12 protein-coding genes are annotated in these 13614 nt (G+C 59.7%); 4 read left to right on the forward strand and 8 right to left on the reverse strand.

What is annotated here, in order from left to right; all coding sequences use genetic code 11:
* Positions 1–189 precede the first annotated feature (189 nt).
* Positions 190–621 carry a DUF1489 domain-containing protein gene (locus tag ACORLH_RS15075; RefSeq protein WP_321829165.1) on the forward strand — a complete coding sequence of 144 codons (432 nt, stop codon included), beginning with the start codon at positions 190–192 and terminating at the stop codon, positions 619–621.
* Between the two features lie 95 nt (positions 622–716).
* Here the strand turns inward: ACORLH_RS15075 and ACORLH_RS15080 are convergent, their stop codons facing one another.
* The 6 genes from ACORLH_RS15080 to ftrA form a co-directional block, all read right to left on the reverse strand.
* The gene (locus ACORLH_RS15080) at positions 717–1586 is read right to left on the reverse strand and encodes a porin (RefSeq protein WP_321829166.1); all 870 of its coding nucleotides are present in this window, start codon (positions 1584–1586) and stop codon (positions 717–719) included.
* 198 nt (positions 1587–1784) lie between these two features.
* On the reverse strand, positions 1785–2681 hold the full coding sequence (locus tag ACORLH_RS15085; RefSeq protein WP_321829167.1) for a porin: 897 nt from the start codon (positions 2679–2681) through the stop codon (positions 1785–1787).
* A gap of 164 nt (positions 2682–2845) precedes the next feature.
* The gene (hisG, locus tag ACORLH_RS15090; RefSeq protein ID WP_321829168.1) at positions 2846–3541 is read right to left on the reverse strand and encodes an ATP phosphoribosyltransferase; all 696 of its coding nucleotides are present in this window, start codon (positions 3539–3541) and stop codon (positions 2846–2848) included.
* Entirely contained in the window at positions 3538–4623 is a 1086-nt protein-coding gene (locus ACORLH_RS15095; protein ID WP_321829169.1) for an ATP phosphoribosyltransferase regulatory subunit, read from the reverse strand. The genes hisG and ACORLH_RS15095 overlap by 4 nt, the downstream gene beginning before the upstream one ends.
* Complete coding sequence (gene hisS / locus ACORLH_RS15100) at positions 4616–6118, reverse strand: histidine--tRNA ligase (protein ID WP_321829170.1); 1503 nt, start codon at positions 6116–6118, stop codon at positions 4616–4618. Before hisS ends, ACORLH_RS15095 begins: the two co-directional genes overlap by 8 nt.
* Positions 6119–6247: 129 nt before the next feature.
* Entirely contained in the window at positions 6248–7219 is a 972-nt protein-coding gene (gene ftrA / locus ACORLH_RS15105; RefSeq protein WP_321829171.1) for a transcriptional regulator FtrA, read from the reverse strand.
* Between the two features lie 118 nt (positions 7220–7337).
* Here ftrA and ACORLH_RS15110 point away from each other — a divergent pair, with 118 nt between their 5' ends.
* Entirely contained in the window at positions 7338–7766 is a 429-nt protein-coding gene (locus ACORLH_RS15110; protein ID WP_321829172.1) for a rhodanese-like domain-containing protein, read from the forward strand.
* 71 nt (positions 7767–7837) lie between these two features.
* Positions 7838–8032 (forward strand): SlyX family protein, encoded by a 195-nt coding sequence (locus ACORLH_RS15115; protein WP_058244686.1) that lies wholly within the window; start codon positions 7838–7840, stop codon positions 8030–8032.
* A 9-nt stretch (positions 8033–8041) separates the two neighbouring features.
* Here ACORLH_RS15115 and ACORLH_RS15120 read toward each other — a convergent pair whose 3' ends face one another.
* Together ACORLH_RS15120 and dnaE are read right to left on the reverse strand one after the other, a co-directional pair.
* The gene (locus ACORLH_RS15120) at positions 8042–9292 is read right to left on the reverse strand and encodes a hypothetical protein (RefSeq protein WP_321829173.1); all 1251 of its coding nucleotides are present in this window, start codon (positions 9290–9292) and stop codon (positions 8042–8044) included.
* Positions 9293–9402: 110 nt separating this feature from the next.
* Positions 9403–12924 (reverse strand): DNA polymerase III subunit alpha, encoded by a 3522-nt coding sequence (dnaE, locus tag ACORLH_RS15125; RefSeq protein ID WP_321829174.1) that lies wholly within the window; start codon positions 12922–12924, stop codon positions 9403–9405.
* Between the two features lie 107 nt (positions 12925–13031).
* On the opposite strand from dnaE, the gene ACORLH_RS15130 reads away from it, so the two are divergent.
* A complete protein-coding gene (locus tag ACORLH_RS15130; RefSeq protein ID WP_321829175.1) occupies positions 13032–13505 on the forward strand; it encodes an SRPBCC family protein in 474 nt (157 codons plus the stop codon).
* The last annotated feature ends 109 nt before the right edge of the window (positions 13506–13614 follow it).

Here is a 13614-nt window from a genome sequence, read left to right on the forward strand (position 1 = left end):
TCTGTACGAGTATGGCGCAACTGCGCATTGTAATCGGAAATGTCCCCAGACCCCGGCACAAAGATCACGCGTGACAGGGGCCTCTAAAACTAGTGTGCAGCCCCATTGCGGTCAACGGGATTTTATGAGCAAAAACACTTGATCTGGCGTTTGACCGGGTTATCTTCCACAAGCTGTTGGGGGTAAGTCATGTATAACTTCACAAATCTCATCAAGCTCAGCGTCGGCACAGAGAGTGTTGACGGGCTGGCTGAATGGCAAAAAATCCCGCAGGTTCAAACCCCTGACGGATTGCCGCGGCATGTCACACGGATGTGGCCGAAGCGGGAAAAAGAGATCCTGGCAGGCGGGTCGATTTATTGGGTCATCAAAGGTGTGATTCAGGCCCGCCAGCGCATTGTGCGGCTGGATGAGGTGACCGGCCAGGACGGGATCCGCCGCTGTGCCATCGTTCTGGACCCCGAGCTCTTCCGCACCGCCCCTGCCCCACGCCGCCCCTTCCAGGGCTGGCGCTACCTAAAACCCGAAGACAGCCCCCCCGACATGTCCGCCCAGCGCAGCAGCGATAATACGCTCCCCAGCGAACTGTCCGCCGCCTTGGCAGAGATCGGAGTGCTGTAGGCCGATAGGCGTCTTCGCAAACCGTTCGACACCGAAGACACGAAAAAACCGGCCCCGAGGGAGCCGGTTTCATTGTTGAAGAAGGGCCTGGTGAATTAGCCCTCTCCTAAGTCCAACAGGAACGAATAATCTTTGAGTACCTTGCTGTAAGCACCGCGCGAGCCGCCGGCAACATCAGCAGCCACGCCATCTGCCGGGGAAACAGAATTAGACTTGCCACCCAGCGGGATCGAGAACCCAAGAGTTGCGGTATCCACTTCGAACACGTCCTGTTTAAAACGGGCCACTTCCAAAGCGATGCTCATGCCGTTGCTCAGGGTGTAGGAACCGCCAAGGCTTACAGCGGTCAGGTCCTCATCAAAGGCGCCGCTGAGGCGCTGAACCGAACCGAAAACGCCAAAGGTGTCGTTAAGCTTATGGCTGACCGACAGGCCGAGATAATCAACGTCTTCATCAAAGTCGTCGAAAGTCGTGCGCGCAACCTCCGCCGCGAAATCAGTGTTGCCGCCCAGCGAATAGGTGCCACGGAAACCAAACTGATTGAAGTCTTCGCCAAAGGGCGACTCCATCGTGCCAAAGTAGGCCTCACCTGCGAAATTGCCCGCATCGTAGCCAGCAAACACACCGCGCGAGGCTACATCGACGCCAAAGGAAAAGCTCTCAGCAAAGATACCGGCGTTGAAACCGTTGCCAAAAGCATAACCCAAATCAATGTTGGCTTCATTCACATCCAGATCGATACCATCAAGCATATAGCGCTTGGTGCCAGCCGAAAGGTCAAGCAAGAGGCCGCTTTCACCACCATAGGAGAGATCAGCCTTTAATGAAGGTGAGGTGAAACTATCCCCGTATACATTCGAATCAAAGACCGAATAGGAGAAGTCAATCGACCCGGATACTTCTGCCAAGGCCGTACCCGGCACGGCAACGGTGACAGCAAGCGCGACAAGCCTGTACTTTTTCATTTGATATTCCCACAGTTAATTGCGTTCGTTGATTAACCTGAGAGCGAAGCATCCGCAATATATGCAGCCCTGGACTACAGCACCTGTGTTAGACGCGTCACAGGTAGAACTAAGGTGCTACGGTGTTTGGCAAGCTACCCCCCCAAAAAAAACCGGCCCCCAGTGGGAGCCGGGCGGGCTGTTAGGTATTGGCCGATATCAGAAGAACAAGCTACCAGACGAATAGACCCGCTGGAGCGTGCTTCGGGTATTGCCCATGAGACTGCTGGCGCCAGAGTTAAGCGGCAGAGCTTTGCTGCCGTTGCCACCCAGTGGCAAGGTCACACCAAGGCGCACCGTATTCACGTTCAGATCTCCGCCAACACCAGTGTCAAAGTTGTTACGGGCCAGTTCCAGCGACAGCAATGCACCAACGCTGGAAATCGCGTCCAGACGATAGTCCACACCAATGCTGAACTCGGTCGCCTCGAAACCGCCATCATCGGTCGTTTCAGCCCGACGCAGAGCCCCATAGACGCCGAATTGATCATTGATTGCGTGGTTCACGCCCAAACCATAGAGGTTGAAGCCAGCGCCGTCTTCACGCATGAAGCCCACCTCACCCAAAAGCTGGGTCTGCTGCGATAAATTATAGCGGCCGAAGAAACTCACTTCATTAGCGTCTTGGCCATCAATCTCAACTTGACCGAGGGCCAGTTCTCCTTCGAACTCGCTACCCCCAAAACCAAACAGAAGGCCATAGGCATTGATATCCTCATCAGAGCCACCAACACCCAACCCCACACGGGCCAGATAGGCACCGACGCTGAAGCCATTGTTCAGGCTGTAGATTCCTTCAAGATTGATCCGGGTTATGTCGATCTCATCACCGCCACCGACATCCAGCCGGCGGAAGCCACCGCTCGCGCCAAAGGACAGGTTACCGGTTCCGGCATAGTTGAAGTCGAAGTCCAGGGAATACTCGTTGATCTCTTCGGATGCACCGTCGACTGTCGACCGGCCGAGACCAACGGTTGCGGCACCGCTGATTTCTGCGGCGGCCATTGAAGGTAGTGCCAGCAGCGCTGCGGCTGCCAGGGGGAAGGCATACTTCATGATAAATACTCGCGTTATATATTGCTTTTAGTGCGCGCATGGTGCGCCTCCCCTGCCCTGACGGCAACCAGGGAAGGCACGCATAACAAAAAGTTGCGGCAGGACGGCCACAAATTCACGAATATTTCAACCAAAGATCAAGAAGACACTCAATACGAGCAACCCTAGATGAGGGCCAGCGTGCGACTCATCTCTTTGATCACGGCACGTTCTGAGTCGTTTGCTGCAGCCATACGCGAGCGGAACAAGGTCGCTTGCGACTTTAGGATGGTGGCGTCCGACAGGATCTTCAGGTGATTGGCGCGCAGCGTGTCCCCGGTTGAGGTGATGTCCGCCACGGCCTCGGCCGTTTCATTTTTCACCGTGCCTTCGGTGGCGCCTTGACTGTCGACCAGCTGATAATCCGCCACACCGTGATCGCGCAGGAACTCGCGCACCAGTCGGTGATACTTGGTGGCAATACGCAGGCGGAACTTGTGGGTCTGGCGGAAGGCCGCAGCCGCCGCATCCAGATCATCCAGACTGTTCACATCAACCCAGGCATTGGGCACAGCCAGGATCAGATCGGCATGACCAAATCCCAGTTCCGCCAGCGGTTCCACCCGCTGTTCCCACTGGCCCAGCTTTTCGCGCACCAGATCGGTACCGGTGACGCCCAGGTGAATCCGCCCAGCTGCCAGTTCCCGCGGGATTTCCCCGGCAGAGAGCAGCACCAGCTCAACCCCTGCAATGCCTTCAACCTTGCCGGCATATTCCCGGTCCGAGCCGCTGCGCGACAGGGAAATGCCGCGTTCGCCGAACCAGTCAAAGGTCTTTTCCATCAAACGCCCTTTGGAGGGCACGCCCAGCTTCACGCTCATTGGTCAGCCTCCAGCGCAATCAACAGGTCCGGGCGGATCACGCCGCCGACCGCAGGGATATCGCGCCCCTGCCCCAGCACACGACACAGCGCGTCATAGCGCCCCCCGGTGGCCACAGCGGGCAAATCAGGGCGGCTGGCGGCGTGGAAGCCAAAGACAAAACCGTCATAATATTCCATCGAGGTGCGGCCATAGCTGGCCTCAAAATCCAGCGCCTCTACATCAACGCCACGTTTTTCCAGCGCCTTCATCCGGCGCGCCAGACGCTCAACCGAGGCGCTGATCGCCGGCATATCCACCGCGATATCGCGCAGCTGTTCCAAAGCGTTGGGCAGGTTTTCCCGCACCCCCAGAATGGCATCAATCAGCGCCACATCACGTTCGGCCAGCGCTTCGGCCGCTGCATCTTCGCGCAGGGCGGCAATGCGGGCCTCTACCTCACGGCGGGAGCGCAGGCCGATGTCCGGCCCAGCCGCGGCAAAGGGATCTTCGGCAGCCAACAGCGCCGCGCGGGCCGCGGGCACGTCTACCCGGCCAGCATAACGGTCCAGCAATGCGCGGAACCGGCGCGGGCGCCAGATATGGCGGCGCAGAGCGGCTTTGCGCCGCTCGGTGGTCTGCAGGCCCTCGATCGCGGCGCGCAGCAGGCCGATGTCACCACAGGCCGCCCGCAGCGGCTGGTTGCCCAGCGCATCACGGATGATCGCAAAGACCTCCGCATCCGCCTCAACCGGGTTTTCGCGGTCAAAAACCTCATAGCCGACCTGCGTGTATTCATTGGCGCGGTCGGGATCATCTTCCTGACGGCGGAACACTTCGCCCGCGTAGGTGTAGCGTGCAGGTTCAGCCCCATGAGCCATATGCATCTGCACCACCGGCACAGTGAAATCCGGGCGCAGCATCTGTTCGCCGCGCAGCGCGTCCGAGGTGACATAGGCGCGGCCCCGAATATCCTCACCGTAAAGGTCCAACAGGACCTCAGCCGGTTGCAGGATATCCGTTTCCACCAACTGGGCGCCAGCGGCCTCAAACGAGGCACGCAGGGCCGCCGCGCGGGCGCGGATCTCAATCCGGTCAGGCATCGCTGTCATCCTGTTGTGACGCGAGGATCTCACGCACCTTGGTCACCAGTTCAGTGCGGGCCACTTCAAACTGGCTGGGGCGTTCTTTCCACTCTTCCAGGGTGGCGCTTTCGGCGATTTTGGCGCCAAGGATCAGGTCCTTTATCTGCACCACGCCTTTTTCCTTTTCATCCCCACCTTCGATGATCGCGATGGGGGAATGGCGCTTGTCCGCATACTTCAGCTGATTGCCAAAGTTCTTGGGATTGCCCAGATAGACTTCCGCCCGGATACCGGCCTGACGCAACTCAGCCACCATGGCCTGATAGTCGGCCATACGGGCCTTATCCATTACGGTCACAACCACCGGACCGGTGGGCGCGCCGCCCATGCGGCCCTTTTCACGCAGCGCTGCCAACAGCCGGTCCACCCCGATCGAGAGGCCAACTGCCGGTACTTCCTGGCCGGTGAAACGTTTGACCAGACCGTCGTAACGACCGCCGCCCGCAACCGAACCGAACTGCCGCTTGCGACCCTTTTCGTCAAAGATTTCACAGGTCAGCTCAGCCTCAAACACCGGACCGGTGTAATAACCCAGCCCGCGCACGATCGACGGATCAATCAGGATCCGATCATCACCGTAGCCCGCAGCGGCAAAAAGGGCGCCCATCTGTTCCAGCTCAGCGATCCCGTCCTGGCCAACCTTGCTGCCACCCACGGCGGCACGCAGGTTTTCCATTGTGCCGGCCACATCGTCAGCCTTGGAGGTCAGGAAGGCGATCACAGGATCGGCCTGTTCTTCGGCCAGACCAACACCATCGATATAGGCGCCGGAGGCATCCAGACGCCCCTTGCCCAGCAGCTGACGCACGCCTTCGGCGCCAACTTTGTCAAACTTGTCGATGGTGCGCAGCACGTCGTCACGTTTGGGATCCGCTTCGGCAAGGCCCATTGCCTCCAACACGCCATTGAGAACCTTGCGGTTGTTGACCCGAACCAGATAGTCGCCACGTGGAATGCCCACGGCTTCCAGCGTGTCGGCCAGCATCATGCAGATCTCAGCATCAGCCGCCATCGAGTTGGTGCCAACGGTATCGGCATCACACTGGTAGAACTGGCGATAGCGCCCCGGACCCGGCTTCTCATTGCGCCAGACAGGCCCCATTGCGTAGCGGCGATAGGGGTTCGGCAGGTCGTTGCGGTGCTGTGCATAAACCCGGGCCAAAGGCGCGGTCAGGTCATAACGCAGGGCCATCCAATCGCCCTTGTCGTTCTCGTCGGCTTCCTGCCAGGCGAACACACCTTCGTTCGGGCGATCCACGTCAGGCAGGAACTTGCCCAGCGCCTCAACGGTTTCCACGGCCGCAGATTCCAGCGCGTCAAAGCCATAATGATGATAGACCCCGGCGATCTTCTGCAGCATCTCGCTGCGCTCGGTCACCTCGGTGCCGAAATAATCGCGGAAGCCCTTCGGCGTGACGGCCTTGGGGCGGGGGGCTTTCTTCTGCTTGGCCATTGCTTTGTCCTTGCGGCTAATATCGCGCTCGCGTCTATCGGATGCCGCCCTTAGGGGCAAGCTTTGCAAGGGCAATCCAGCCACTTTGCGCCGCGAAAGCGTTATTTTGGCCGGGGTGTTACAGTGCTGTTACGCCCCGGGCGCAACCGCCGCAGAAAACCGGGCCCGATAGGCCGAAGGCGCCAGTCCCGAGATGCGACGAAAATCACGGCGGAACGTCTCGGGCGAGCCAAAGCCGCAGGCCACGCCAATGTCATCCAACCGCAGATCGCTCCGCTCCAGCAGGTCCGATGCCCGCGCCACCCGGGCGCGCCGCAGCCAGGCCTTTGGCGTCTCACCAGTTGCCTCCTCCATACGGCGCGCCAGGGTCCGCTGCGACATGCCCGCCGCAGAGGCCATGCGGGACAGCGGCCAGTCCTCATCCAGCGCGGCCCTTATCTGATCCAGCAAGGGGGCAATCCCACCGGTGCGGGCCATGGGTTCCGGCATCGGCACAAACTGGCGTTGCCCGCCATCCCGCCGCGCTGGCAGGCACAGGCGTTTGGCCACCTGATTTGCCCGTTCCGCGCCGTAGTCCTGACGGATGATATGCAGCCCCATATCCAACCCGGCGGCAGATCCGGCAGAGGTCAGGATCGTGCCATCCTCCACAAACAAAACATCAGGATCCACTGTGACATCCGGGAACCGTTCCGCCAGAATATCCGCATAACGCCAATGGGTTGTGGCGCGCCGCCCGGACAGCAGGCCAATCTGTGCCAGCACAAACACCCCTGAACAAATCGTCGCCAACCGGGCGCCGCGTGCATGCGCTGCACGCAGCGCATCGCGCAACGGTGCGGGCACCGGTTCTGCCGCACCGCGCCAGCCGGGCAACAGGATCAGGTCCGCCGTTTCCAGCCGTTCCACCCCCCCATCTGTGGCGATCTGAATGCCCCCTGTTGCCCGCATCGGCCCGCCGTCGGCGGCGATCACCTCGGTCCGATACCAGCTGGAAAATTCAGGACGCGGCAGGCTGAACAGCTCCACCGCGATGCCAAACTCAAAGGTGCACAGCCCGTCATAGGCCACGATGCACACATGGGGGGATTTCTGCATCATTGGGACTCTTTGGCAAATATTGACCGCATGTAGTCATTTTTGCCCACCACACATTGGCGGCGCAAGGGGCATTTTGGCGGGGTCACCCCGGTTCACACAGATCAGAAGGAAACAGATCATGCCAAGCCCCGTCGCTGCCGTTGCCGCCGCCCCCTCCCACATCGCGCTGGCCCATTTTGAGGCCCGCCTGAGTTTTGAAGCCGATTGCTGGGACACGCACGCGGCGCTCGCCAAAGGCGCCACGGATTTTGTGCTGCTCGATGTGCGCAGCCCGGACCTCTATGCCGCGGGCCATGTGCCCGGCGCCATCAACCTGCCGCATGGCAAAATCACCGCCCGCAAGATGGCGGAATGGCCAGCTGGCACCCTGTTCGTCACCTATTGCGCCGGCCCGCATTGCAACGGCGCCAACAAGGCCGCCGTGCGTCTGGCCCGTCTGGGCCTGCCGGTGAAGGAAATGATCGGCGGCGTCACCGGCTGGTTGGATGAAGGCTTCACCCTCGCCCCGGGCACCGAACCCGGCGATGTGCGGGGCATCGAAGGCTAGGCGCGCACTGGCGGGGATTTCAAATCCCCGCCCGCCATGCTATGCGCGCCCATCCAATGATGAGGTCCGCCATGCAGGAAATGGAAGAACAGCTTGCCCACCTGAACCGCACGGTTGAGGATCTCTCAGATGTGGTGGCCGCGCAGGCCAAGGAAATCGATCTGCTGACCCGGCGCGTGGCCCTACTGATGCAGCGTGAGGCCGAACGCGAGGCAGACGGTGGCAGCCATATCTATGGCGGCCCGGAAACGCCGCCGCATTACTGATCCCGCTGATCAGCTGTCGCCGGATTTACGGTCACTGGCCATCAACTGGCCGTCATGCAGCAAAAGATTGGCCCAATCCTGCGCGCTGACCTCAGTGCTATAAAGGCTGAGGAACACGGTGTTGGGCGTCAGCAGAGGCAGCTTATCGCCACAGGGTTTCTTGGCCCCTACCTTACAGATGCTGCGCTTAACCTTTTCGTAAGCTTTATCCGTATCGCTATAGGGATGCAGATCGGCAGGCAGGCCGTAGCGGATCTGTTCGTGCATCTCGACCGAACCGAACACCACCACCGTTGCCCGTACCTGCCGCAGACAGCCATCCGCGAAACCTTTGATGTAAAAGGCGCGCGCCTCCTCAGATCCGGGGGCGCTGTCATAAAGCCAATAGACCGGTTTCTTTTCCGGATATTGCGCGACCAGCTTGCCGATCTTTTTCTTTGGATAGTCACACAAGGGTGCCGCGCTGCCGAAACCCACTCGGGTGCCAAAAGCAATGCCTTTGGGCGCAGGCGCGTCTTTGGGTTTGCTGCGGAACAGGCTGAAAAGGCCCGGTGCGTTCTTTTCGGTCGCCGGACCTGTCGGCGTCAGGCTGGCGGTCTGCACCGTCGCCTCAGGTGCCTCATCCGCTTTGACGTCTTTCACCTCTGGCAGGGTGTCCAGATCCGGCTTGTCCTCCAGCGGCGCGTCTTTCTGACGGCGCAGCCAGGACAACACGCCCTTGGTTTCAGTGTCGGAGGTCTCTTCCGCTTTGACCTGAACCGGTGCCGCCGGATCGGTCAGATCGGTCACCACCGCAGGTGTTTCCAGCGCCGCGACCTCAACAGCTTCCTGCTCCACCGGCTTGCGTTTCAGGAAGCCAAACAATGACTTACGCGGCTCGGCCTCTACTGCTGCGGTGTCTTCTGTGGTTGCCTCGACAGGGGTTTCAACGTCCGCCACATCCGTCACCGGCGCCTCGTCCGGTTTTGATGTCGGTTTCGGTTTCAAGAAACCAAACAGGGGTTTGCGTTTTGGCTCAGGCGCCGCCGGCTCTGCGCTATCGCCGGCGCTTTCACGGGCGATCAGCCCCGCCAGCAGCGGGTTTTCGCCCTCCAGCTCCGCCGCATCCGGCAGCGCGGCAACGCCATTGCCCGACGCTTCGGAGATTGGCATATCAGAGAGCCGCTCAACCCCGTCGAGCGGGCTGAAACACGCCGCCAAAGACAGGCTCAGCACAGAGGCTGACGTTGCCCGCAGGCAGGTCTGAAAGCGCTTCGGCATAGGCTGGTCTGTCCCCGTCCCTTTGATCCCCGCGCAACCCTACACCAGCGATTCGCACGAATCAAATGTTGCGAATCACAGGTGATTTTTGGGGTCCGCGGCGCGGGGCCTCAAATTTCTTCGACTTCCAGCACGCCATTGATCGATTTGATCGCGCCTTTGATCTGCGGGTTCACCGGGAATTCCTGTTCTGTGTCGATGTCCACCTCACCCGGCAACTCCGGGTTCATCAGGCAGAACCGCACCGGCCCCCGCCCTGCCCCGCGCGCGCTTTCTTTTGCGCCTTCGAGGATCGAGGCGACCGAGGGGATCGCCACGGCATCGTCGACAAAGATCCTGAGCCCCATGTTGCCCGCATCGGCGACGAAGTTGTCCAGGTTCATGACGGAACGGCCCATCGGGTCAAACTGACCTTCGTTAAACCGCGCCTCAAGCGTCATGACCACATGGTTGGTCTGATCAAACACCGCCCGCACCTTGTCAAAGTCTTCGGGGAACATCACCATGCCCGCGACCTGCCCGGTTGGGTCAGAAATATTCATTCGGAAGAACCGGGTGCCGCGGCCGGATTTTCGCTCCTGCAGGCCCGACACCAGCACGCCCACACGCGCCACGGCAGCGCCTTCTGCTTCGGCCTTGAGTTTCAGCCCCTCAAGCGTCAGCAGTTTTTTCCGTTTCAACGCAGGCAGATAGTCATCCAGCGGGTGACCGGTCAGGTAGAAGCCAACGGCCTTATGTTCCTCGGCCAGACGATCCGCGGCGGGCCAGTCAGCCACTTTGGACAGGCGCGGTTCCGGCAGATCCTCCCCCGCTTCACCAAAGAGCGACACCTGATTGGATTCCCGCTGTTCGTGGATCGCTGCCGAGTAGCTGACCAGACCTTCGAGGCTGTCAAACACCCGGCGACGGTTGGGATCGATGTTGTCAAAGGCCCCGGCGCGCGCCAGCATTTCCAGCGGCCGCTTGCCGACCCGTTTCAGATCCACGCGACGGGCAAAATCGAAGAGGGTCACAAAAGGTTTGTCGCGCTGATCTGTGTTGAGGCGCGCGTCAGAAATCAGCTTCACCGCTTCGATCCCGACGTTTTTCAGCGCGCCCATACCGTAGATCAACTCGCCCTCAACCACGTCGAATGTCGGCAGTGAGCGGTTGACGCAGGGCGGCACAATGGTGATCTCAAGCCCGCGACGCACCTCTTCTGCGTAGATTTCCAGCTTGTCGGTCAGGTGGATATCGCAGTTCATGACGCCCGCCATGAATTCCGCCGGGTGGTTCGCCTTCAGCCAGCCGGTCTGATAGCTGACCACCGCATAGGCCGCAGCGTGTGATTTGTTGAAGCCGTAGTTCGCGAATTTCTCCAGCAAGTCAAAGACTTCGCTGGCTTTCTTCTTCGGCACACCGTTTTCAGCGGCGCCTTTTTCGAACTTCGGACGCTCCGCGTCCATCGCCTCTTTGATCTTTTTACCCATCGCCCGGCGCAGCAGGTCCGCGCCGCCCAGGCTGTAGCCCGCCATGACCTGGGCGATCTGCATCACCTGTTCCTGGTAAACAATGATGCCCTGGGTTTCCTCAAGGATATGGTCGATCAGCGGATGCACCGATTCCAGATCCTGCTGGCCATTCTTCACCTTGCAATAGGTGGGAATGTTTTCCATCGGGCCTGGACGATAAAGCGCCACAAGCGCAACGATGTCTTCGATACAGTTCGGCTTCATCTGCTGCAGCGCGCTCATCATGCCGCCGGATTCCACCTGGAACACCGCCACGGTTTTGGCGCTGGAGTAGAGTTTGTAGGTCGCCTCATCATCCAGAGGGATATGGCCGATATCGTCCACTGCCCCCTCTTTGGGTTCATAAAGCTCAGTCCCATCCGGGCCGATATGCAGGTGGCGGCCGTTTTTCTTGATCAGATCCACCGCGTTTTGAATGACAGTCAGGGTCTTCAGACCCAGAAAGTCAAACTTCACCAGACCGGCCTGTTCCACCCATTTCATGTTGAACTGGGTTGCCGGCATGTCCGAGCGCGGATCCTGATAAAGCGGCACCAGACGGTCCAGAGGGCGATCCCCGATCACCACACCCGCCGCGTGGGTCGAGGCGTTTCTGAGCAGCCCCTCAACCTGCATGCCGTAGTTCAAGAGGCGGTCCACAACCTCTTCGTTGCGGGCCTCCTCGCGCAGGCGCGGTTCCTCTTTCAGACTGTCGACAATCGACATTGGCTTCACCCCTTCAACGGGGATCAGCTTGGACAGGCGATCGACCTGCCCATAGGGCATTTGCAGCACCCGGCCGATATCGCGCACGGCAGCCTTGGACAGCAGCGCACCAAAGGTGATGATCTGACCAACCTTGTCACGGCCGTATTTTTCCTGAACGTATTTGATCACCTCCTCACGCCGGTCCATGCAGAAATCGATATCGAAGTCCGGCATGGATACACGTTCGGGGTTAAGAAAACGTTCAAACAGCAGGCTGTAGCGCAGCGGGTCCAAATCGGTGATGGTCAGCGCATAAGCCACCAGCGAACCCGCGCCCGAACCACGGCCCGGCCCCACCGGAATGCCATGGTCCTTGCCCCATTGGATGAAGTCGGCAACGATCAGGAAGTAGCCGGGGAAGCCCATGCCCTCAATGATGCCCAGTTCGAAATCCAGACGTTCCTGATATTCCTCGAGGGTTGCGGCATGCGGGATCACCTTCAGACGCGCCTGCAACCCTTCGTTCGCTTGGCGGCGCAGTTCGGCCACCTCATCATCTGCAAATTTCGGCAGGATCGGATCACGCCGATAGGTGCCAAAGGCGCAACGCCGGGCGATTTCAACTGTGTTTTCAATCGCTTCTGGCAGATCCGCAAACAGCGTGATCATCTCTTCCTGCGATTTGAAATAATGCTGCGGGGTCAGGCGACGGCGCGGTTCGGCCTGATCGACATAGGTGCCTTCCGAAATACAGATCAGCGCATCATGCGCCTCATACATGTCTGTTTTCGGGAAGTAGACATCGTTGGTGGCCACCAACGGCAGGCCCATATCATAGGCCATTTCCACGAAGTGACGTTCGCAAAGGCGCTCCTCAGCCGGCAGGCCGTCTTCGCCGGGGTGGCGCTGCAATTCTACATAAAGCCGCTGCGGATAGATCGACGCCAGCTGGCGCAACAGCGCCTCGGCACGGTCCCGGAACCCCTGCTGCAACAACTGGCCCAGCGGGCCACCAGCGGCCCCGGTCAGGCAGATCAACCCTTCGGAGAACTCCTCCAATTCCTCGATTGAGACCTGCGGGATCTGCCCACCATTATCTACATAAAGGCAGGACGACAGACGCATCAGGTTTTCATATCCAGCCTCGGTCTGCGACAGCAAAACAATCGGCGCAGGCGCAATCGGGGCCTCACCCGGGGCTGCTTTGGCATAGGTCACATCGACCTGACATCCAACGATAGGCTGCACCCCAGCCCCTTGGGCAGAGACCGAAAATTCCAACGCGGCAAACAGCGAATTGGTGTCGGTCACCGCAACGGCCGGCATGCCCATATCGGCGCAGAGCCCGGGCAGTTTTTTCAGCCGCACCGCCCCTTCCAGGAGCGAATATTCGGTGTGGGTTCTCAGGTGAATGAATCGAGGCGCGTCAGTCATGCAGACCATTCTATGCCACACCTCCAGAGGGGAAAAGTGGCGAATGGGTGCCACAGCACGCTTCTTGCGTTATTCTGGGGCTAACCGATTGTTCTGAAAGGAGACGCATGCATCTTCCTTACGACCCCAAGACCGATCTGGAAATTGACCGCGTGATCATGGCCGCGCCCTCGACGATCTGGCGCTGTTGGACGGAACCGGAGCTGCTGAAACAATGGTTCTGCCCCAAGCCTGTTGAGATGGAAGAGGTCCGGCTGGACCCGCGTCCGGGCGGGGCGTTTTATGCCAGGATGAGAACCCCGTCAGGCAAGACGGTTGAGACCGATGGTTGCATCCTTGTGTTCAAACCCGACAATATGTTGGTCTTCACCGATGCGCTGGCGCCCGGATTTCACCCCCGAAAACGCAGTTTTTTGACCACCGTTGTGCTGCTCAGCCCCGAAGTGCTGGGCACGCGCTACATCATCCGCGCGCTGCATGCGGATGAAGAAAGCAACAAAGCCCATGAAAACATGGGATTTCATCAGGGTTGGGGCCAGTCCACAGACCAGTTGGAAGACCTGGCAAAGTCGCTGCGTTAGCCCCGGATGTGAGCGCCAACAACTACAATTATTGCGCCCAAAATTTGTGCACAGCAACATTCTTAGCCGCAGTGCAGCGATGAATTTTCTTGAATTCGCGTTGGAATCT

Origin of the sequence: Thalassovita sp., assembly GCF_963691685.1 — a bacterium.
Taxonomy (GTDB): domain Bacteria; phylum Pseudomonadota; class Alphaproteobacteria; order Rhodobacterales; family Rhodobacteraceae; genus Thalassobius.